Source organism: Streptomyces sp. NBC_00503, from assembly GCF_036346895.1.
Taxonomy (GTDB): Bacteria; Actinomycetota; Actinomycetes; order Streptomycetales; family Streptomycetaceae; genus Streptomyces.
Genome location: NZ_CP107855.1, coordinates 1,513,412 through 1,534,242 on the forward strand (window position 1 = coordinate 1,513,412; position 20,831 = coordinate 1,534,242).

Here is a 20,831-nt window from a genome sequence, read left to right on the forward strand (position 1 = left end):
GGCGGCCCGGCCCCGCCTTGTACCCAGAGCATGCGGACGAGTACCCTCCGTGTCCCATGCGACACAGACCCCTTGGACACAGGACGCCGGGCAATCTTCCCTCGGACCTGAGCGGCTTTGTCGGGCGGGGTGTCGAACTCTCCGAGCTGGGGCGACTGCTGGATTCCTCGCGGCTGGTCACGGTGACCGGCGCGGGCGGTGTCGGCAAGACCCGGCTGGTGCTGGCCGCGGCCAGGGCGGCGGCGCAGGCGGGGCAGGCCGATCCGGCGGACCCCGCCCATCCGGCCGACCCGGCGCAGGAACGCTACTGCGACGGCGTGTGGCTGGCCGAGCTGGCCTGCGTACGGGATCCCGCGCTGCTGGAGCTGACCATCGCGGAGTCGCTGGGCCTGACCGACCACACCACCCGGCCGCTGCGCACCGTGCTCGCCGAACACCTGGCCGAGCGGCGGCTGCTGCTGGTCCTGGACGGCTTCGAGCAGCTGGTCGACGAGACCGCGGCCCTGGTACGGGAACTGCTGCGCCGCTCCCCCGGCCTGCGGGTGCTGGCGGCCGGCCGGCGCCCGCTGACCCTCGACGGGGAGCTGTCCTGGCCGCTGGCCCCGCTGGCCCCCGACGAGGCGCTGGCCCTGCTGACCGAGCGGGCCGTGGCGGCCGACCCCGGCTTCGCCCCGACGGAGGCCGACCGGGCGGTGCTGGCCGAGCTGTGCGTCCGCCTCGACGGCCTGCCCCTGGCCCTGGAACTGGCGGCGGGCCGGCTGCGCACGCTGTCCCCCGCCCAGGTGCTGTCCCGGCTGGAGGACCGCTTCGGCCTGCTGACGGGCGGCGGGCGCGGGGCGCTGCCCCGCCACCGGGCGCTGCGGACGGCGATCGGCTGGAGCCACGAGCTGTGCACGGCCGGGGAGCGGCTGCTGTGGGCCCGGCTGTCGGTCTTCGCCGGGCAGTTCGACCTGGACGCCGCCGAGTACGTGTGCGCGGGCCCGGACCTGCCGGTGGATTCGGTGCTGGACCTGGTCGGGGAGCTGCTGGGGCAGTCCCTGCTGGTCCGGGAGGAGACGGCGGCCGGGGTGCGCTACCGGATGCTGGAGACCGTACGGATCTACGGGGCGGGCTGGCTGGAGTCGCTGGGCGACGCCACCCGGCTGCGGCGCAGGCACCGGGACTGGTACATGGGTCTGGCGACCTGGTGCGAGCTGGACTGGTTCAGCCCGCGCCAGCAGGAAGTGGCCGCGCTGGTGGAGGCGGAGCTGGCGAACCTGCGGCTCGCCCTGGAGTGCTGCCTGGACGAGCCGGAGGAGATCCACCTCGGCCAGTACCTGGCGGGCACCCTCTGGTTCTACTGGGCGGGCTGCGGCCGGCTCGCCGAGGGCCGCCACTGGCTGGACCGGACCCTGGAGGGCGGCCCCGGGCACGGCCTCGACCTCTCGGGTCTGGACCTCGGGCTGGACCTGAGCCTGGAGCTCGGGCTGGGCCCGGCAGGCCCTGCGGACCCGGACCGGGACCGGGAGTACGAGAGCTCGCGGCTGAAGGCCCTGTGGGTGCTCGGGTACGTGGCGGCGCTGCAGGGCGACGCGGTGGCCTCGATGAGCGCCCTGTACGAGTGCCGGGACGGGGCCGCGCAGAGCGGGAACCCGGTGGCGGCGGCGTACGCGGTGCACCGGCTGGGCTGCCTGGCGCTGATCTCGGACGACATGGCCCGGGCCCGGGAGCTGCTGGGCGGGGCGCTGGAGCGCTACCGGGAGGCCGGGGAGCTGAACAGCAACGTACTGATGTGCCAGGTGGAGCTGGCGATGACGCTGGCCTTCCAGGGGGAGCCGGCGGGCGCGCTCGCGCTGTGCGAGGAGGTCCGGGACATCTGCGAGGAGCGCGGGGAGCGCTGGACGAAGGCCTACGCCCTGTACGTCCTGGCCTACGCGGCCCTGGACTCGGGCGACCCGGCCGGGGCACGGCGGCTGCTGAGCGAGTGCGTGGCGATCAACCACACCTTCCGGGACCTGGTCGGGCTGGTGCTGGCGGTGGAGCTGCTGGCACTGGTCACGGTCGCCGAGGGGCATCCGGCGGAGGCGGCCGTGCTCCAGGGCGCGGCCGAGCCGATGTGGGACGGGGTGGGGATGCAGCTCTTCGGCTCGGGGTACTTCAACGCCCCGCGCCTGATGTGCCAGGAGCGGGCGGGCGAGCTGCTGGGCACGGAGCGGTACGCGTCCTGCGCCCGGCACGGGGGGACCCTGTCGGTGGACGCGCTGGTGGAGCGGGCCCTGCGGGGGCCGGAGCCGGAGCCGGCGCCCGCGCCGAGGAGCGCGGCCCCGCTGCCGAGGCCCCGTACGACGGACGGGGCTGCGACGGGGTTCCCGAGAAGCAGGAAACCCGCCGGCTCCCCCAAGGGGGAACCGGCGGGCTGACCAGCCTGTGAGGCTACGTCCGCTGGTACGAGATCAGCGGGCGTAGTACTCGACGACGAGCTGCTCGTCGCAGATGACCGGGATTTCCTTGCGGTTCGGGTCGCGGTCCAGGCGGAAGGCCAGGGCCTTCAGGTTGACCTGCAGGTAACGGGGGGTCTCGCCCTCGCCTGCGTAGCCACCCTCACGGGCAACCTGGAACGGAACCTTCTCGCGGCTGCGCTCGCGCACCGTGATGACGTCGTCCGGACGGACGCGGAACGACGGCTTGTCGACCTTGTCGCCGTTGACCTCGATGTGGCCGTGAACGACCATCTGACGGCTCTGGTAGATGGTGCGGGCGATGCCCGAACGCAGGACCAGGGCGTCGAGGCGACGCTCGAGCTCGACGACCAGCGCCTCGCCCGTCTTGCCTTCGGCCTTCTTGGCGCGGTCGTACGCGCGGGCCATCTGACGCTCAGAGATGTCGTACTGAGCGCGCAGACGCTGCTTCTCCAGCAGACGAACCTTGTAGTCCGAGTTCTGCTTGCGGCCACGGCCGTGCTCGCCCGGCGGGTAGGGGCGGGCCTCGAAGTACTTGACGGCCTTCGGGGTCAGCGCAATGCCGAGGGCACGCGACTTCTTGACCTTGGGTCGCTTCTGGTTCACGTGGAACCTACCTCCATGTAAGTTAGGTGAGGCTTACCTTAGCGAGGAGGACGTAATGTCTCGACCACATGGGATCCCCCTGCCCAGTGCGCATCGAAGTTCAGATCCAAACGAAACAGGATCTGCTTTCGACGACGATTGGCAGGGTCAGCCGCGTCCCAGGGAAGGCGTTCGGCAGCTCACCGGAGCCGAACGCGTACGAACCCTCGTAGAGTCCAACGCCTCAGTATCCCTCACGCTCCCAGGTGCTTTGGACCAAGGAGAGCTCGGAACAGGGGTGCCGGCCGCAAGGACCGTCACCCCGGACGGGGACGTGATTCTCCTGGTATCAGGGGAATCCGCGGCTGCCAGGGCAGCCGCTCACGCCCAGGACGACGACCTCACCGCCGTGATCGAGATCACGGATGTGGCGCCGGTGTCCGTGCCCCATCGTATCCGAGGCCGCGCGTGGCTCGCCGGGTGGCTCACCCCGGTGCGCGACGCCGCCGACCGGGCGGCCTGCGCGGCGCTGATGGCCGAGCGTCACCCGGTCGGGGAACTCCTCGGAATGTCCGATTCGCTCGACCCGTCCACTGGTTCATTTCACGACGGCGGCCGGCCCGCGTGGATGCTGCTGCGCCTGGAGGTCGGCGAGATCTCGGTGGACGACCTGTGGGGCGCCGAGCACGTGGACCCCGAGCTGCTGGCCGCGGCCGAGCCGGACCCCATGACGGCCCACGAGGCGGAGATCCTCCAGCACCTGGCCGCCTCGCACGGCGACCGGATGGGCGAGCTGTGCGCGCTGCTCGGCGCGCGGGGCGAGGAAGCGGACCTCAAGGCGGTCCCCCTCGCACTGGACCGCCTCGGACTGCGGGTGCGCTTCACCCGCGGGACCACCGCCTTCGACGCCCGCTTCGACTTCCCCGAGCCGGTCGGCGACGTCTGCGGACTGCGCCGGGCGATGCGCACCCTCTTCGCCTAGCGGTCCCTACTCCGGACAGGTGCCCAGCATCTCCCGCAGCGCTTCCTTCTCCGGCGGGGTCACCGACAGCCCGTACTTCGCCTTGATCCCCGTGTAGCGCCGCGCGTACTCGCACCAGTAGCTCTTGACCGGCGGCTTCCACTTGTCGGCGGTCTTGCTGCTCTTCTCGTAGTTGGTCTGCTTGTCCACGGCGAGCAGCACGTCGAGGTCGTTGGCGTACGCCAGCCTGCGCTCCGGGGTCCAGGCGTACGCACCCGCGCGCCAGGCGGCACCGAGGGCGACGACGTGGTCGGTCTGGATCTGCGAGGCGCGCCGGTAGTAATAGGGGAGCTCCTTGCCCGTGTACGGGTCGTGCAGCGTCCCGGACACGACCACACAGGGGTTCCGGTCGCCCTCCCGCAGCTCGCTGAGGTCCCTTCGCAGTACGTCGTCCCGGGTGTCGCACCCGTTGCGCCCGCCGACGGCGTCCGTCTCGTCGGACCAGTACCTGCCGAAGTTCTCCCGCTTGTACGTCTCCCAGTTCTTGCCCCACTCGACGGTGAGCTTCGCCAGCTGCGTCCTGGCGGTGGCCGCGGTCGGGGGGAACCCGGCACTGGCGAGCGGTGCCTCCGCGAGGAGCGCCGCGGCGCTGGCGTGAGCCGTCTCGGCGTCCCCGTGGTGGCACCCGCTGAGCAGCAGTACTGCCGTCATGGCGATGAGCGAAGCCCGGCGTCCCATGCCCGGAGCCTAGGCCGGGCCGCCTCGCCCCGCGAGGCCGACACGACGCCGCTGCGCGGAGCCGGTCAGGACCCGCCGCCCCGCAGCCGCTCGCGGACCTTTTCCACCACGTCCGCGTAGCGGGCTTCGGCCCCGTACCGGGTCGGCTCGTAGTACCGCTTGCCGTGGATCTCGTCCGGCGCGTACTGCTGCGCCGCGATCGCGCCGGGCACGTCGTGCGGGTACACGTACCCCACCGCGTGGCCCAGCTTCGCCGCCCCCTTGTAGTGCCCGTCCCTCAGGTGCGCGGGCACGGTCCCGGCCAGCCCGGCCTTCACGTCCGCCAGCGCGGCGCCGATCGCCGTCGTCGCCGTGTTCGACTTCGGGGCCAGTGCCAGCGCGATCGTCACGTGCGACAGGGTCAGCGAGGCCTCCGGGAAGCCGATCATCGCCACCGCCTGGGCCGCCGCCACCGCGAGGGGCAGGGCCGTGGGATCCGCGAGCCCGATGTCCTCGCTCGCCGAGATCATCAGCCGGCGCGCGATGAACCGCGGGTCCTCCCCCGCCTCGATCATCCGTGCCAGATAGTGCAGCGCCGCGTCCACGTCCGAGCCCCGGATCGACTTGATCAGCGCGCTCGCCACGTCGTAGTGCTGGTCGCCGTCCCGGTCGTACCTGACCGCCGCCCGGTCGACGGCCTCCTCCATCGTCTGGAGGGTGATCTCTGGCTCGCCCTTGGCGATCGCCGAGCCCGCGCCCGCCTCCAGCGCCGTCAGCGCGCGCCGCGCGTCGCCGCCGGCGATCCGCAGCAGGTGCGCCTCGGCGTCCTCGGGCAGCGTCACCGCGCCGCCCAGGCCCCGCTCCTCCGTCAGCGCCCGGTGCATCAGCGCGCGCAGGTCGTCGTCCGTCAGCGGTTCCAGCGTGAGCAGCAGGGAGCGCGACAGCAGCGGGGAGATGATCGAGAAGTACGGGTTCTCCGTGGTCGCCGCGATCAGCGTGACCCAGCGGTTCTCCACGGCCGGCAGCAGCGAGTCCTGCTGCGCCTTGCTGAAGCGGTGGATCTCGTCGAGGAAGAGGACGGTGTCCTTGCCGTATCCGCCGGCCGCCCGCTTGGCGCCCTCGATGACCGCCCGGACCTCCTTGACGCCCGCCGTGATCGCGGACAGCTCCACGAACCGCTTCTTGGTCGCCTGGCTCACCACGTAGGCGAGGGTGGTCTTCCCGATCCCCGGCGGACCCCACAGGATCACCGAGGAAGCCCCGGCCGGACCCCCGTCCCCCTCGCCGACGAGCCGCCGCAGCGGGGAGCCGGGCTTGAGCAGGTGCTGCTGGCCGACGACCTCGTCCAGGGTGCGCGGGCGCATCCGGACGGCGAGCGGAGAACTGGAGGGGTCCTTCGCCTGGCGGTCCTCGGCGGCTGCGGTGAAGAGATCTGGTTCCACACCGGAAGCCTATGCGAGCCCGCTGACAGGGCCGCCCCCGCTCAGGAGGTCCAGAAGTCCCACCAGCGGGTCAGGATCAGCATTCCGATGATCCCGATGTGCAGGACGGGCAGCACCCACGTGAACTCGTCGAAGAAGGCGCGCAGCCAGCCGGGGGCCCCCAGCATGCGGTTGCGGACGTTGTGCGAGGTGACGTACCAGAACATGACGATGGTGGCGACCCAGGCCAGGCAGCACCACAGGCACAGCGAGTTGATGTTGTACAGCGACTGGTACATCAGCCAGGTGCAGAAGCCGACGCCGAAGAGCATTCCGGCGTTCAGGGTCAGCCAGTACCAGCGAGGGAAGCGGGCGCGGGCGAGCAGGCTCATGCCCACGCAGACGACCATGCCGTAGGCGACCAGCCCCAGCATCGGGTTCGGGAACCCGAAGACGGACGCCTGGTCGCTCTTCATGATGTTGCCGCAGGACACGATCGGGTTGAGGCTGCAGCCCGGCGTGAAGTTCGGGTCCTCCAGCAGCTTGAACTTGTCGATCGTGATGACCCAGGCGGCGAGCAGGCCCGCGGCTCCGGTGATCACCAGCAGCAGGGCCAGGGCCCGGCTGCCGCCGACGGCCGTCCGCGGAGCGGCGTCCGCGTCCTTACCTCGTGTCGTCATACCGCCCGCTCCACATCGTCAAGGTCCACAAGCACCGGCCATTGTGCCGTACCGGTCCGCTGTCCACCGTTCGGTGGACATAAGGAAGTACGCACGGGGGGACCGGTCTGGCGTGTTCCGCCACACCATTTGAGACATGACACGAAACGCGGTGCAGGTGCGGGGGCTTCGCAAACAGTACGGCGAGGTCACCGCGGTGGACGGACTTGATCTGACGATCCGGCAGGGCGAGGTCTTCGGACTCCTGGGGCCCAACGGCGCCGGCAAGAGCACCACGGTGGAGATACTCCAGGGCCACCGTCGGCGGGACGGCGGCGAGGTCAGCGTGCTCGGCGCGGACCCGGCCGTGGCGGGGCGGGCCTGGCGCTCGCGCGTCGGAATCGTCTGGCAGGACGAGTCGGCGCCCGCCGAACTGACGGTACGGGAGACGGTCGAGCACTTCGCCCGCTACTACCCGGCCCCGCGCGACCCTGCCGGGGTCATCGCCCTGGTCGGCCTGGAGCACAAGCGCGAGGAGCGGGTGAAGGCGCTCTCGGGCGGCCAGCGGCGCCGGCTCGACGTGGCGCTCGGCGTCATCGGCAACCCCGAGCTGCTGCTCCTCGACGAGCCGACCACCGGCTTCGACCCGGCGGCACGGCGGCAGTTCTGGGACCTGATCCGGCTGCTCTCCGCCGAGGGCACCACCATCGTGCTCACCACGCACTACCTGGAGGAGGCCGAGGCCCTCGCCGACCGTCTCGCCGTCATCGCCAACGGCAAGGTCGTCGCCGAGGGCGACCCGGCCGGGCTGCGCTCCCGCTTCGGCACCGGGGCCACCGTCGAGTGGACCGAGGCCGACGGCACCCCGCGCAGCGTCTCCACCGAGACCCCCACCCGTACCGTCGCCGAGCTCATGACCCGCTTCGACGGCGAGATCCCGGGTCTGAAGATCGGCCGTCCCACCCTGGAGGACGTGTACCTGCGCCTCACCGGACAGCTCGTACCCGCGACCGAGCGGCAGCAGGAGGAAGCCCGATGAGCACCGACGTCACCGATGTCACCGAGGCCGCCGCGGCCCTGCCCGGCGCGTGGGCCCTGGGCCTGAGCCGCGGGGCCCTGGAGATCAAGCAGTTCGCCCGCCAGCGCGACTCGGTGATCTTCACCTTCGCCTTCCCCATCGTCTTCCTCACCCTCTTCGCCTCGATCTTCAGCGGCACCGTGGAGGGCACCGGGATCACCGCCTCCCAGCTCTACGCGGCGGGCATGGTCGCCGCCGGCATCATGTCCACCAGCTTCCAGTCGCTCGGCATCTCCATCGCCGTCGAACGCGACGAGAAGGTGCTGCGCCGGCTGCGCGGCACCCCGATGCCGCCGGCCGCGTACTTCCTCGGCAAGGTCTGGATGGTGCTGGTCACCGGACTCGCCGAGACCGTGATCCTGCTGCTCGTCGGCGCCACGCTCTTCGGCCTGGACCTGCCGTCCTCCGCCACGAAATGGCTCACCTTCGCCTGGATCTTCGTCCTCGGCCTGGCCGGCTGCGCGCTGCTCGGCATCGCGATCAGCAGCCTGCCCAAGTCCGGCAAGAGCGCGAGCTCGGTGGTCGTCCTGCCCTTCCTCGTCCTCCAGTTCATCTCCGGCGTCTACATCCCGATCGGCCAGATCCCCGACTGGCTGCTGAACATCGGTGCGCTGTTCCCGCTGAAGTGGATGTGCCAGGGTCTGCGCGGGGTGTTCCTGCCGGAGTCCGCGGCCGTGCTGGAACAGGCGGGCAGCTGGGAGTACGGAAAGGTCGCCCTGGTCCTCGGGGCCTGGGTCGTCGGAGGATTGGTCCTGTGCCTGCTGACCTTCAAATGGAAGAGCAACCGCGACGGCTGAGCGGTTTCACGGGGGCGGCCGGAGCGCGCGAGGCCCACGTCTGGGACCGCGCGTTCGGGCCGTGGGACCTCTACTTCGGGGTGGTGTGGGTCGCCACCATGACCTTCGTGCTGGGGGCCGGGTTCCCGGCGGCCGGCTACCGGATGCTCTCCGCCGCCCTCCTCGTGCCGCTCGCCCCCTGGTACGTGTGGGTCGGGCGCCCGCTGCTCCTGCTGGAGCCCGACGCCCGGCTCCGGGAGTCGCTGCGCTACCTGGCAGGGAACCTGGCGCTGTTCCTCCCGGCCTCCGTCCTCGTCGGCGAGGCCCGGCTGGCCACCTTCGCACTCGTTCCGCCCTGCTTCATGCTGCTGCCGCTGCGCCGGGCGGTGGCCGCCGTGGCCCTGGTCGCCCTGGCGCCGGTGGCCGGCTGGGCGCTGCTGTGGCGGCCCCCCGGCCACGACGTGTTCGTCAGCGCCCTCGGCTCGTCCGTCACCTTCGTCTTCTCCGCCTTCATCGGCGCCTGGATCACCCGGATCATCCAGCAGAGCCAGGAGCGGGCCTCACTGATCGCCGAACTCGACGCCAGCCGGGAGGAGGTGGCCCGGCTGTCCGCCGCCCAGGGCGCCCATGCCGAAAGGGAACGCATGTCCCGCGAGATCCACGACACCCTCGCCCAGGGCTTCACGAGTCTGCTGATGCTGGTCCAGGCCGTGCAGTCGGAGCTGGAAACGGACCCGGAACAGGCCCGCCGGCACCTGGAGCTGATGGCCGCCACCGCCCGGCAGAACCTGGCCGAGGCCCGCTCCCTGGTCTCGGGCGGCGCCCCCGCCGACCTGGACGCGGGCTCCCTGCCGGACGCCGTACGCCGCCTCGCGGCCCGGCAGGACCCGCCCGCGGCCGTCTCGGTGACCGGGGAGGTCCGGCCGCTGGCGGCGGCGCTGGAGGTGGTGGCCCTGCGGTCCTGCCAGGAATCCCTGGCCAACGCCGCGAAGCACGCCGGTCCCGGGGCCCGCTGCTCGCTCTCCCTGGCCTACGGTGACGCCGAACTGACCGTCACGGTCGAGGACACCGGACGCGGCTTCGACCCGACGGCCCCCGCCACGGGCTACGGCCTTCGCGGACTGCGCGCCCGCGCCGCGGAGGCGGGCGGCACGGCCTCGATCATCAGCGCGGTGCACGCCGGCACCACCGTCACCGTGACACTCCCGATCCGCTGAGGAGCCGTACGACATGATCCGCATCCTGCTGGCCGACGACCACCCGGTGGTACGGGAGGGCCTGCGCGGCATGCTCAGCGCGGAGCCGGACCTGGAGGTCGTCGGGGAGGCCTCGAACGGCCCCCAGGCGGAGGCCCTGGCCGCGCGGCTGCTCCCCGGCCTGGACCTGATCCTGATGGACCTGCGGATGCCGGGCGGCGACGGCGTCGAGTCCATCGCGAGGATCACCGCGGCCGGGCTGGCGGTACGAGTGGTGGTCCTGACCACGTACGAGGACGACCGGGACATCCTGCGGGCGGTGGAGGCGGGGGCCGCGGGCTACTTGCTGAAGGACATGGCCCGGGCGGAACTGGCGGACGCGGTGCGGGCTGCGGTGCGCGGCGAAACGGTCCTGGCCCCCTCGGTGGCCGGCCGCCTGGTGGACCGCCTGCGCACCCGCCCGTCGCTGCCGCGGCTGTCGGAGCGCGAGGTGTCGGTGCTACGGCTGGTCGCCGGGGGCGCGACGAACGCGGAGATCGGGCGGCAGCTGTTCGTAGCGGAGTCCACGGTGAAGACCCACCTGCTGCGGGTCTTCGCGAAGCTGGAGGTCACGGACCGCACGGCGGCGGTGACGACGGCCATGCGGCACGGCCTGCTGTAGCAATTCCAGCCCCGCCGGCGTTTGAGGCGCGGGGTCCGGGGCGGAGCCCCGGGAAACGGCGAAGGGGCGGGGCGGGGAGAGCTCCGCGCAGCGGCTCCCCCGCACCCGCCCCCACCGGCGGCAGCGACCGTCAGGCCAGCTTCGCGCGGACCGTGTCCACGAGATCGGCCACGGCGACCGGGCTCTGCTCCCCGGACTCCATGTCCTTCAGCTGGACCACGCCCTCTTCGAGGTCGCGGTCACCCGCGACCACCGCGAACCGCGCCCCGCTGCGGTTCGCGTCCTTCATCGCACCCTTGAGGCCCTTGCCCCCGTAGGACATGTCCGCCGCCACACCGGCCCGCCGGAGCTCGGTCACCAGACCGAACAGCACCGGCTTCGCCCCGCCCAGCGCCACCGCGAAGACGGAGGTCGCGGCCGGGATGTCCAGCTCGATGCCCTCGGCTTCGAGCGCCAGCACCGTACGGTCCACGCCGAGCGCCCAGCCGACCGAAGGCAGTGCCGGTCCGCCGATCATCTCGGACAGGCCGTCGTAGCGGCCGCCGCCGCCGACCGCGGACTGCGAGCCCAGACCGTCGTGGACGAACTCGAAGGTGGTCCGCGTGTAGTAGTCCAGGCCGCGCACCAGCTTCTCGTCGTCCTCGAAGACGACCCCGGCCGCCGTCACCAGCGCCCGGACCTCCTCGTGGTAGGCCTTGCAGGCGTCGCAGAGGTAGTCGCGCAGCATCGGGGCACCGACCAGCTGCTTCTGTACGTCGGTCCGCTTGTCGTCGAGGACGCGGAGCGGGTTGATCTCGGCCCGGCGGACGGTCTCCTCGTCGAGGTCCAGTCCGCTCAGGAAGGCCTGGAGCGCTTCCCGGTACACCGGGCGGCACTCCTTGTCGCCCAGCGAGTTCAGCAGGATCCGGAAGTTGCGCAGGCCAAGCGAGCGGTACGCCTGGTCGGCCAGGATGATCAGCTCGGCGTCCAGCGCCGGGTCCTCGGCTCCGATCGCCTCGGCGCCGACCTGCGAGAAGTGGCGGTAGCGCCCCTTCTGCGGCTTCTCGTAACGGTAGTACGAGCCCGAGTACCAGAGCTTGACCGGCAGGTTTCCCTTCTTGTGCAGGCTCGCCTCCAGCGCCGCGCGCAGTACGGAGGCCGTGCCCTCGGGACGCAGGGCCAGCTGGTCACCGCCCTTGGTCTCGAAGGCGTACATCTCCTTGGAGACGATGTCGGTGGACTCGCCGACACCGCGGGCGAAGAGACCCACGTCCTCGAAGCCGGGGGTCTCGATGTAGCCGTAGCCGGAGTTGCGCAGCGGGGCCGAGATGGCCTCGCGTACCGCCAGGTACTTCACGGAGACCGGCGGGATCAGGTCGTACGTGCCCTTGGGGGCCTGAAAAGTAGCCACGAAACTCTCGTCACATTCCTCGTCGTGGAGACGTGAAACCGTCTCCCAGGCCGGCGGCCACCTGCCGCAGGTACGGGTTGGTGGCGCGCTCACGGCCAATGGTCGTGTGCTCGTTGTGTCCGGGCAGCACCACGGTCGAGTCGTCGAGCGGCAGGCACACGCGGGCCAGCGACTCGAGCATGTCGGCGTGGCTGCCGCCGGGGAAGTCGGTGCGTCCGATGGAGCCGGCGAAGAGCAGGTCGCCCGAGAACAGCAGCGGAGGGATGTCCGCGGCCTCGGGCGTCCCGAAGGTCACCGACCCCGGTGTATGGCCGGGGGCGTGCGACACGGTGAGCTCCATGCCCGCCAGGGCGAGCTTCGCGCCGTCGGTGAGCTCCTTGACCTCGGAGGGCTCCCCCACCGTGAGCTCGCCCATGAGCTGCGCTCCCAGGGAGCGGCCCAGGGCCTTCTCCGGGTCGCTCATCATGAAGCGGTCCGCGGGGTGGATCCAGGCCGGTACGTCGTGTGCTCCGCACACCGGGACCACGGAGGCCACATGATCGATGTGGCCGTGGGTCAGGACGACCGCGACGGGCTTGAGCCGATGCTTCTTCAGCGTCTCCTCGACGCCCCGGGTGGCCTGGTGGCCGGGGTCGATGATGACGCACTCCTCACCGGCGGCGGGGGCGACCACGTAACAGTTGGTCCCCCAGGCCCCGGCGGGGAACCCGGCAATCAGCACGTTCGTCCCTCAAATCGTCGTCCGGCGGGAGCTTCGGCGGCCGCCGAAGGTCGGAAGGTCGCTGCTCAGAGCCTACCGGCGCCGCTCATTACACAGCGAACCCATATACGGTACGGCCTAACCCAGCCCGGACAGTGGTACCAGATACGCACAAGGAGACGACCCCGTGGTCACGAGCGATCAGCGGCGGCGCCAGCTCGCCAGGGAGAAGTACGAACGCCAGCAGAAGCGGCGTGCCGACGCGCGGCGCAAGACGCGCCAGCGCCTGGCCGTGGTCGGGGCGGCGGTGGCCGTGGTCGTAGCCACGCTGGTCGGCCTCGTGGTCGGCGGCGTCTTCGACAAGGACAAGAAGAACGAGGCGGCCGATCCGGCCGCGAACCCGTCGGCCTCGCCGACTCCGAAGCAGTCCCCCTCGCCGGCGATGGCGATCGACGCCAAGGCGAAGTACACCTTCGACCTGAAGACGAGCGCGGGCGACGTCAAGTTCGAGATGGACGCGGCGAAGACCCCGCAGACGGTCAACTCGTTCAAGTCGCTCGCCGACAAGAACTTCTTCGACAACACCAAGTGCCACCGCCTGACGACGAACGGCATCTTCGTCCTGCAGTGCGGCGACCCCCAGGGCACCGGCATGGGCGGCCCCGGCTACACCATCGCGGACGAGAACCTCGACTCGCTGGGCAAGGCCAACGACCAGGGCCAGGTGGTCTACCCGGCCGGCACCGTGGCGATGGCCAACACCGGTCAGCCCGGCTCGGGCGGCAGCCAGTTCTTCCTGGTCTACAAGGACAGCCCGCTGGCCCCCTCGTACACCCCCTTCGGCAAGATCGACGCGGCCGGTCTGAAGGTGCTCGAAGAGGTGGCCAAGGCCGGTACGGCCGACGGCGGCGCGGACGGCGCGCCCAAGACCCCCGTGACCATCGAGAAGGGCACGGTCACCCAGAACTGACGGGGACCGGGCGGACCGGGCCCGGCCGGCACCGCACCCGCACGCCGATATTCCGTCGTGCTGGATGCGGACAGCCGGCCCGGCGGTCGCCTATGTTGGCGTTGTGCAGGGCGGGCGCGGCCCGCCCCAGGAAACTGTGGACGATGCCCAGGGGGTGAACCCCTCGCAAGGCATCAGGTGGAGGAGGCGCTGTGAGCAGCGACCCGTGGGGCCGAGTCGACGAGACCGGCACCGTGTACGTGCGTACTGCCGATGGCGAGAAGGTCGTCGGATCGTGGCAGGCGGGCACCCCGGAGGAGGCCTTGGCCTACTTCGAGCGCAAGTACGAGGGCCTGGTGGTCGAGATCGGCCTCCTCGAACGACGAGTGCGGACCACCGATCTGTCCTCCAAGGACGCCCAGACAGCCATCGAGCACCTGCGCACGCAGGTGGACGAGCACCACGCCGTGGGCGACCTCGAAGCGCTGCGCGGCCGGCTGGACAAGCTGGTGTCGACCGTGGACTCGCGGCGCGAGGAGCGGAAGGTCCAGAAGGCCAAGCAGACGGACGAGGCCCGTACGGCCAAGGACGCGCTGGTCGCCGAGGCCGAGCAGCTGGCGCAGAGCGACCAGTGGCGCAGCGCGGGCGAGCGGCTCCGGGCGCTGGTGGACATCTGGAAGGGTCTCCCCCGCCTCGACCGCAAGTCGGACGACGAGCTGTGGCACCGCTTCTCGCACGCCCGCTCCGCCTTCTCCAAGCGCCGCAAGGCGCACTTCGCCTCGCTCGACGCGCAGCGCGAGGACGCCCGCAAGGTCAAGGAGAAGCTGGTCGCCGAGGCCGAGGCGCTCTCGAAGTCGGCCGACTGGGGTCCGACCGCGGCCCGCTACCGCGAGCTGATGGAGAGCTGGAAGGCCGCGGGGCGCGCGCAGCGCGAGTCCGAGGACGACCTGTGGAACCGTTTCCGCGGCGCCCAGGACGTGTTCTTCGCGGCGCGCAGCGAGGTCTTCGCCGAGCGCGACGCCGAGCAGGTCGAGAACCTGAAGCTCAAGGAGGAGCTGGCCGACGAGGCCGAGAAGCTCGTCCCGATCACCGACCTGAAGGCGGCCCGTGCCGCGTTCCGCTCGCTGAACGAGCGCTGGGAGGCCATCGGCCACGTACCGCGGGACGCGCGTCCCAAGGTCGAGGGCCGGATGCACGCCGTCGAGCGGGCCATCCAGGAGACCGAGGAAGGCGAGTGGCGCCGTACGAACCCGGAGGCGCGGGCCCGTGCGGCCGGCCTGACGGGTCAGCTCCAGGCGGCGGTCGACAAGCTCCGCGGTCAGATCGACGCGGCCCGCGCGCAGGGCAACAACTCCAAGGCCGACAAGCTGGCCCGGGAACTGGAGGGCCGCCAGGCCCTGCTGGACCAGGCGCTGAAGGGTCTCGAGGAGTTCGGCGGCTGATTCCGGCCACCCCGCACACGTGAAGGGCCCCGGTACTGGTTTCAGTACCGGGGCCCTTCACGTCGTCCGGCGGGGTCAGGCCAGGGCGCGGCTGCCGTCCTGGAGCAGGTCCAGCGCGTGTTCCAGTACCGCGCAGGCCTCTATGTGGTTGCCGGACTCCTGGAGCAGCGCGGCGAGCCGCCGGCACACCTGTACGGCCTCGGGCCCGTAGAAGCGGTGGACCTGCGCGAACGCCTGCTCCAGCACCTCGATCGCCTCGCGGGTCCGGCCGGTCTCGGACAGCACCTCCGACAGTTCCAGCTGGACGGCGAGCAGGTCGCCCTCCCCGCCGGGGGCACGTTCCTGGAGGGTGAGGCGCAGGATCGGCAGGGCGTCCCCGCTGCGCCCGGCCGCCCGCAGCGAGCGGGCCAGGACGATGCCCGCGCCCGCCATGGCCGCGCGGACGTCCGCCTCCAGGACGTCGACGTCCCGGAGGCCGAGCGCGCGGTTGCGTACGAGTTTCAGCCGGCCCACCCCGCCCTCCGTGGCACGCTGCGGGAGCGGCCGGTTCTTGCTGCGCAGCCGGGCTTCCATCGTGCGGCAGAGGGTGTCCAGGTCGATCAGCTCGGGTCCGTCCGGGATGCCGTCGCGCAGGATCCTCAGCAGTTCCCCGGTGAAGGCGGTGTGCCGCTCTCCGTCGGGGGCCAGGGCCGCCCGGTCGCGCGGGGAGGCCGTCAGGACGTAGGCGCCTTCGACGGCGGCCTGTTCGGCGAGGGCGTCCTCCTCGCCCGCGAGCATGCGGGCCGCCCGGCCGCTGAAGCAGCAGTCGAGCAGGACCACCTTGCGCTGGGCTTGCGAGTCGCGCAGGGCGGAGCGCAGGTGCTGGTAGCCGACGGCCGTGTAGCCGACGTTCTGCTGGGAGCCGTGGAGCGCGAGGTAGAGGTCGTCGGTTTCGGTGTCGCGCATGCCGTGGCCGGCGAAGTAGACGAGGAGGGTGTCGGTGGCCTCGTCCCCCGCCCGGTGCACGGCGTCGAGGAGGTCGGCGGGGTGCTCCGGGTCCAGGACGCTCGTGCAGTGCGGCTCGGGCAGCCCCCAGACCGTGGCGTCGCACAGCTCGGCCGCGAGGTCCCTGACATTGGCCTCGACGGTCGGCAGTCCGGCCAGGTACCGGTATCCGGCGGTGCCGATGAGGACGGCCCGGGAGGCCGCCGGGTCGGGCAGCCCCGTCATCCCCGGCTGCCCCCGTCACCCCGGGACGGGGCTGCGGGTTGCACGGGGTCCAGCGCGGCGACGATCCGGCGCACCGCCTCCGGGTCGGCGGCGGCGTCCCCGGTGAGCCGGATCTCGTACCCGTCCCTGCTCAGGACGAGGGTGGGTGGCGTCCGGCGCGAGACCTGCCACTGGAGCACGGAGAAGACCAGGGAGGCGCCGGACAGGCTGCTGCCGACGGCCAGTTGGAGCAGGTCGAACCCGGAGCCCATGAGCGTCCCCGGGACCGGTTCCCCGGCGGTGGCGGAGTCCCCGCCAGGGGCGCTCCCCAGGCGTACGGACAATCCGCGGCCCAGGCTCTCGTCCGCGGCCAGCCACCGCTGGAGCGAGCGCAGTTCGGCCTCCGGGTCCTCCCACGCGCCGCTCGGGTCCACCCGTAATGCGAAGTCGGTCATCCTGCTCCGGTCCTCCCCTGTCCCTGGTGTTCGCGTACCCGGGCGAACAGTTGCAGCGCCCGTGCGGACTGGCCCGTCCGGGCCAGGCACACAGCCTGCCAGAACTGGCAGGCGAGGATGGTCGGGTGGCCCGGACCCAGCGTTTCCTGGCAGAACTGCAGGACACCGTCCAGGAGTTGGGAGGCCTCCTGGGGCTTTCCGCGCATCACGAGCCCGACGGCCTCGCGCTGGCGCTGCACTGCGGCGTGCTCGGTCATCCGGCCGTGGACGAGGCGGCGGGTGATCTCGCTCAGCGCGAGCGGGTTCGGTGCCTCCGCAACGACGGCCACGACCGCTTCGACGGTGGGCGCGACGGAGGACGCGGGGGCCGGCACGACGGTCGACTCGACGGTGGGTGCGCCGGGGGGTACGGCGGGGGGCGTGGCGGGGATCTGGGGATACGGGAAGGGGGCGGGGCTCTGGGGATACGGGAAGGGGGCGGGGGCGGGGGCGGGCGCCGCCGCGCGCGCGACGCCCCGGCCGTCGTCGTGGCCGCGCCCCTCGTCCCTGTGCCCCTCGTCCCTGTGCCCCTCGTCGCCGCGGCCGCGCCCCTCGTCGCCGTGCCACCAGTCGTACTCCGGTTCCACCCGGTGCTCGTCGCCGCGCGGCACGGGGGACGGTCCGGGTAAGGCCGCCGGGTTCGGGTCGGCCACGGGGCCCCTGAAGGACGTCCGCTCGGCTTCGGCGAAAATGTGCGCCGCCGGGGGCCGGCGGCGCTGGGCGCGCGGCACGGGCCGCGCCAGGTAGCCGGTGACCCGCTGGAGGACCTGGCTCCCGCCTCCGCCCGCCCAGGGCCGCAGCAGGGCGGCGGCGGACGCCGCACTGTCCGGCCGCTCCCGGTAGTCCGGGGCGCAGAGCGCGTCCACGGCCGCCGCGAGCTCATCGGGGAGGCCGAGCCCCTTCTCGCGAATCCGGGAGACGCCCTCGGCGGCTTTGAGCACCAGCGCCCCGACGTCCACGGTCTCCTCGCCGAACGGCGGTCTCCCGGTCAGCATGAAGTGCAGGCAGACCCCCACGCCGTACAGGTCGGTGGCACCCGACGAGGGAAGCCTGCGGACCCGCTCCGGGGCCATGTACTGGGCCGTGCCGATGATGTCGGAGCCGGTCGCGGTGATCCGCCGCTCCTCGGCGACCAGGGCGAGGCCGAAATCGTAGAGCACCACTTTGCCGTCCGGGGTGACGCGGACGTTGCCCGGCTTCACATCGCGGTGCAGGACCCCGCTCGTATGGGCCGCTTCCAGGGCCCCGAGCATTTCGACGGCGATCCAGCAGGCCGCCGGGACGGCGAAGGGGACGCCCGCCCCGAGGACGAAGAGGTCGGCCCCGTCGAGCATCTCCATCACCAGGTACGGCGTACCGCTGCCGGAGTCCACCCCGGAGTCGTAGATGCCCACGACCCCCGGGTGGCTGATGCGTGCCAGTGCGATGGCCTCGGAGACGAACCGGCGCTGCATCTCGCGCGACAGGTTCTTGGCGGAGGCCGACAGGACCTTCACCGCGACCCGGCGGCGCAGCGTGGTGTCCTCAGCCTCGAACACCACGCCCATCCCGCCGCGGCCCAGCACCCGGAGCGGCTGGTAGCGCTGGGCGAGCTTCGCGGGGAACACGTCGTTGCCTGCTGCCACTGGTCTCCCCCGGGTGGCATCGGTGCCGGGCGACCCGGCCGACCGGTCTGCCGGTCGGCTCGGCCGGATGCCCGGTCAGGGCCTTCTTGCCGATGTCACACGGTAGACGTCGTAGACGCCCTCCACACCCCGAACGGCCTTCAGGACGTGTCCCAGGTGCTTCGGGTCGCCCATCTCGAAGGTGAACCGGGAGGTGGCCACCCGGTCGCGGGAGGTCTGGACGGCCGCCGAGAGGATGTTCACGTGCTGGTCCGACAGGACCCGGGTGACGTCCGACAGCAGCCGGGACCGGTCCAGCGCCTCGACCTGGATGGCGACCAGGAAGACGGAGGACTGGGTGGGGGCCCACTCGACCTCCAGCATCCGCTCGGGCTGCTGGGACAGGGAGTCGACGTTGACGCAGTCCTTGCGGTGGACCGATACGCCACTGCCCCGGGTGACGAACCCGACGATCGGGTCGCCGGGCACCGGCGTGCAGCAGCGGGCCAGCTTGACCCACACGTCGTCGACGCCCTTGACGACCACGCCGGGGTCCGCGTTCTTCCGCCGCTTGCTGCGCCCCTGGACCGGGGCGATGCTCTCCTCGATGTCCTCGTTGGCCGCGTCCTCGCCGCCGAGGGCCTGCACCAGCTTCTGTACGACGCCCTGCGCGGCCACGTGGCCCTCGCCGATCGCCGCGTAGAGCGAGGAGATGTCGGGGTAGCGCATCTCGTGCGCGAGGGTGACCAGCGAGTCGCCGGTCAGGATGCGCTGGATCGGCAGGTTCTGCTTGCGCATGGCCCGCGCGATGGCGTCCTTGCCGTGCTCGATCGCCTCGTCGCGCCGCTCCTTGGAGAACCAGGCGCGGATCTTGTTGCGGGCCCTGGGGGACTTGACGAAGCCCAGCCAGTCGCGCGACGGGCCGGCGCCCTCGGCCTTGGAGGTGAAGACCTCGACCAGGTCGCCGTTGTCCAGGGTCGATTCGAGCGGCACGAGCCGCCCGTTGACCCGCGCTCCTATGGTGCGGTGGCCCACCTCGGTGTGGACGGCGTACGCGAAGTCCACGGAGGTGGCGCCGGCCGGCAGCGCGATGACGTCGCCCTTGGGCGTGAAGACGAAGACCTCGTTGCGCGAGAGGTCGAAGCGCAGCGAGTCGAGGAACTCGCTCGGGTCCTCGGTCTCCTTCTGCCAGTCCAGCAGCTGGCGCAGCCAGGCCATGTCGTTGACCGTGTCGTGGCCCGCGCTGCCCTTGGCGGCCTGGGGCACGTCGGTCCGTACCTTGGACGTACCCGCGACGGTCTGCTGCTTGTACTTCCAGTGCGCGGCGATGCCGTACTCGGCGCGGCGGTGCATGTCGAAGGTGCGGATCTGGAGCTCGACCGGCTTGCCGCTGGGGCCGATGACCGTGGTGTGCAGCGACTGGTACATGTTGAACTTGGGCATCGCGATGTAGTCCTTGAACCGGCCGGGGACCGGATTCCATCGCGCGTGCACCGTACCGAGGGCGGCGTAGCAGTCCCGCACCGTGTCCACGAGGACGCGGATGCCGACCAGGTCGTAGATCTCGGCGAAGTCGCGGCCCCGCACGATCATCTTCTGGTAGACGCTGTAGTAGTGCTTGGGGCGTCCGGTGACGGTGGCCTTGATTCGGGCGGCCCGCAGGTCGGCCATCACCTCGTCGGTGACGACGGTGAGGTACTCGTCCCGCTTGGGTGCCCTTTCGGCCACCAGCCGCACGATCTCGTCGTACATCTTGGGGTAGAGGATCGCGAAGGCGAGGTCCTCCAGCTCCCACTTGATCGTGTTCATGCCCAGGCGGTGTGCCAGCGGGGCATAGATCTCGAGGGTCTCGCGGGCCTTCTTCTCCTGCTTCTCCCGCTTGAGGTAGCGCATGGTCCGCATGTTGTGCAGGCGGTCCGCGAGCTTGATGACCAGGACGCGCGGGTCCTTGGCCATGGCGACGACCATCTTGCGCACGGTCTCGGCCTGCGCGGCCTCGCCGAACTTGACCCGGTCGAGCTTGGTGACCCCGTCGACGAGCAGGGCCACCGCGTCGCCGAACTCGCGCCGCAGGTCCTCCAGCCCGTACTCGGTGTCCTCGACGGTGTCGTGCAGCAGCCCGGCCATCAGCGTGGCCGGGTCCATGCCCAGCTCGGCCAGGATGGTCGTCACCGCGAGCGGGTGCGTGATGTACGGGTCGCCGCTCTTGCGCTTCTGACCCCGGTGCCAGCGCTCGGCGACCTGGTAGGCCTGCTCGATCTGGCGCAGCGTGGCCGTCTCGATCTTCGGGTCGTTGCTGCGGACTATGCGGAGCAGCGGTTCCAGGACCGGGTTGTACGGGTTGGAACGCTGGACGCCGAGGCGGGCCAGCCGTGCGCGCACCCGGTTGGAGGACCCGGCCGACTTCGCGGGCACGGGCTTGACCGGCGGCGCGGGGGCCGGGGCGGCCGGCGGGGGCGTGGCGGAGCCCGCGGCGGCCGGCTCGGCCGACGGGTCGGGCTGCGCGGCGGAGATTGGCTGGACCTCGTCTGGCAAGAGCGCTCCTCAGGGGGTCCCCCCGCACGGAGTGTGG

At 71.7% G+C, this 20,831-nt stretch carries 18 protein-coding genes; 8 read left to right on the forward strand and 10 right to left on the reverse strand.

Going from position 1 to position 20,831, the window contains the following annotated elements; translation table 11 throughout:
- Positions 1 to 56: 56 nt before the first annotated feature.
- Positions 57 to 2,399, forward strand: a complete 2,343-nt coding sequence (locus OG490_RS07055; RefSeq protein WP_330295421.1) for an ATP-binding protein — start codon at positions 57 to 59, stop codon at positions 2,397 to 2,399.
- 33 nt (positions 2,400 to 2,432) lie between these two features.
- Here OG490_RS07055 and rpsD read toward each other — a convergent pair whose 3' ends face one another.
- Complete coding sequence (gene rpsD, locus OG490_RS07060) at positions 2,433 to 3,044, reverse strand: 30S ribosomal protein S4 (protein WP_112446798.1); 612 nt, start codon at positions 3,042 to 3,044, stop codon at positions 2,433 to 2,435.
- A gap of 277 nt (positions 3,045 to 3,321) precedes the next feature.
- Here rpsD and OG490_RS07065 point away from each other — a divergent pair, with 277 nt between their 5' ends.
- Positions 3,322 to 4,005 carry a DUF2470 domain-containing protein gene (locus OG490_RS07065; RefSeq protein ID WP_330295422.1) on the forward strand — a complete coding sequence of 228 codons (684 nt, stop codon included), beginning with the start codon at positions 3,322 to 3,324 and terminating at the stop codon, positions 4,003 to 4,005.
- A gap of 6 nt (positions 4,006 to 4,011) precedes the next feature.
- Here OG490_RS07065 and OG490_RS07070 read toward each other — a convergent pair whose 3' ends face one another.
- From OG490_RS07070 to OG490_RS07080, 3 genes are all read right to left on the reverse strand, one after another.
- Positions 4,012 to 4,722, reverse strand: a complete 711-nt coding sequence (locus tag OG490_RS07070) for an HNH endonuclease family protein (protein WP_330295423.1) — start codon at positions 4,720 to 4,722, stop codon at positions 4,012 to 4,014.
- A gap of 65 nt (positions 4,723 to 4,787) precedes the next feature.
- Positions 4,788 to 6,143, reverse strand: a complete 1,356-nt coding sequence (locus tag OG490_RS07075; protein ID WP_330295424.1) for a replication-associated recombination protein A — start codon at positions 6,141 to 6,143, stop codon at positions 4,788 to 4,790.
- Positions 6,144 to 6,184: 41 nt separating this feature from the next.
- Positions 6,185 to 6,802, reverse strand: a complete 618-nt coding sequence (locus OG490_RS07080) for a vitamin K epoxide reductase family protein (protein WP_330295425.1) — start codon at positions 6,800 to 6,802, stop codon at positions 6,185 to 6,187.
- 136 nt (positions 6,803 to 6,938) lie between these two features.
- Here OG490_RS07080 and OG490_RS07085 point away from each other — a divergent pair, with 136 nt between their 5' ends.
- Genes OG490_RS07085 through OG490_RS07100 form a run of 4 tightly spaced genes read left to right on the forward strand, consistent with a single transcriptional unit; the run spans position 6,939 to position 10,492 of the window.
- Positions 6,939 to 7,820, forward strand: a complete 882-nt coding sequence (locus OG490_RS07085; RefSeq protein ID WP_330295426.1) for an ABC transporter ATP-binding protein — start codon at positions 6,939 to 6,941, stop codon at positions 7,818 to 7,820.
- On the forward strand, positions 7,817 to 8,656 hold the full coding sequence (locus OG490_RS07090; RefSeq protein ID WP_330295427.1) for an ABC transporter permease: 840 nt from the start codon (positions 7,817 to 7,819) through the stop codon (positions 8,654 to 8,656). Before OG490_RS07085 ends, OG490_RS07090 begins: the two co-directional genes overlap by 4 nt.
- A complete protein-coding gene (locus OG490_RS07095) occupies positions 8,632 to 9,852 on the forward strand; it encodes a sensor histidine kinase (protein ID WP_330295428.1) in 1,221 nt (406 codons plus the stop codon). Before OG490_RS07090 ends, OG490_RS07095 begins: the two co-directional genes overlap by 25 nt.
- A 13-nt stretch (positions 9,853 to 9,865) precedes the next feature.
- Positions 9,866 to 10,492, forward strand: coding sequence for a response regulator transcription factor (locus OG490_RS07100; RefSeq protein WP_330295429.1), 627 nt, complete (start codon positions 9,866 to 9,868; stop codon positions 10,490 to 10,492).
- Positions 10,493 to 10,622: 130 nt separating this feature from the next.
- Here OG490_RS07100 and hisS read toward each other — a convergent pair whose 3' ends face one another.
- On the reverse strand, positions 10,623 to 11,882 hold the full coding sequence (gene hisS / locus OG490_RS07105) for a histidine--tRNA ligase (RefSeq protein ID WP_330295430.1): 1,260 nt from the start codon (positions 11,880 to 11,882) through the stop codon (positions 10,623 to 10,625).
- A gap of 10 nt (positions 11,883 to 11,892) precedes the next feature.
- Complete coding sequence (locus OG490_RS07110; protein ID WP_330295431.1) at positions 11,893 to 12,603, reverse strand: MBL fold metallo-hydrolase; 711 nt, start codon at positions 12,601 to 12,603, stop codon at positions 11,893 to 11,895.
- A 166-nt stretch (positions 12,604 to 12,769) separates the two neighbouring features.
- Here OG490_RS07110 and OG490_RS07115 point away from each other — a divergent pair, with 166 nt between their 5' ends.
- On the forward strand, positions 12,770 to 13,552 hold the full coding sequence (locus OG490_RS07115; protein ID WP_330295432.1) for a peptidylprolyl isomerase: 783 nt from the start codon (positions 12,770 to 12,772) through the stop codon (positions 13,550 to 13,552).
- Positions 13,553 to 13,743: 191 nt separating this feature from the next.
- Positions 13,744 to 14,973: a DUF349 domain-containing protein gene (locus OG490_RS07120; RefSeq protein WP_330295433.1), complete on the forward strand. Its 1,230-nt coding sequence runs from the start codon at positions 13,744 to 13,746 to the stop codon at positions 14,971 to 14,973.
- A gap of 75 nt (positions 14,974 to 15,048) precedes the next feature.
- On the opposite strand, the gene OG490_RS07125 is transcribed toward OG490_RS07120, so the two are convergent.
- The 4 genes from OG490_RS07125 to OG490_RS07140 all read right to left on the reverse strand — a co-directional run bounded on the left by OG490_RS07125 (position 15,049) and on the right by OG490_RS07140 (position 20,674).
- The gene (locus tag OG490_RS07125; protein WP_330295434.1) at positions 15,049 to 16,182 is read right to left on the reverse strand and encodes a caspase, EACC1-associated type; all 1,134 of its coding nucleotides are present in this window, start codon (positions 16,180 to 16,182) and stop codon (positions 15,049 to 15,051) included.
- Positions 16,179 to 16,616: an effector-associated constant component EACC1 gene (locus tag OG490_RS07130; protein WP_330295435.1), complete on the reverse strand. Its 438-nt coding sequence runs from the start codon at positions 16,614 to 16,616 to the stop codon at positions 16,179 to 16,181. The genes OG490_RS07125 and OG490_RS07130 overlap by 4 nt, the downstream gene beginning before the upstream one ends.
- The gene (locus OG490_RS07135; protein ID WP_330295436.1) at positions 16,613 to 18,280 is read right to left on the reverse strand and encodes a serine/threonine-protein kinase; all 1,668 of its coding nucleotides are present in this window, start codon (positions 18,278 to 18,280) and stop codon (positions 16,613 to 16,615) included. Before OG490_RS07135 ends, OG490_RS07130 begins: the two co-directional genes overlap by 4 nt.
- Before the next feature lie 75 nt (positions 18,281 to 18,355).
- Positions 18,356 to 20,674, reverse strand: a complete 2,319-nt coding sequence (locus OG490_RS07140) for a RelA/SpoT family protein (protein ID WP_443065934.1) — start codon at positions 20,672 to 20,674, stop codon at positions 18,356 to 18,358.
- Between the last annotated feature and the right edge of the window lie 157 nt (positions 20,675 to 20,831).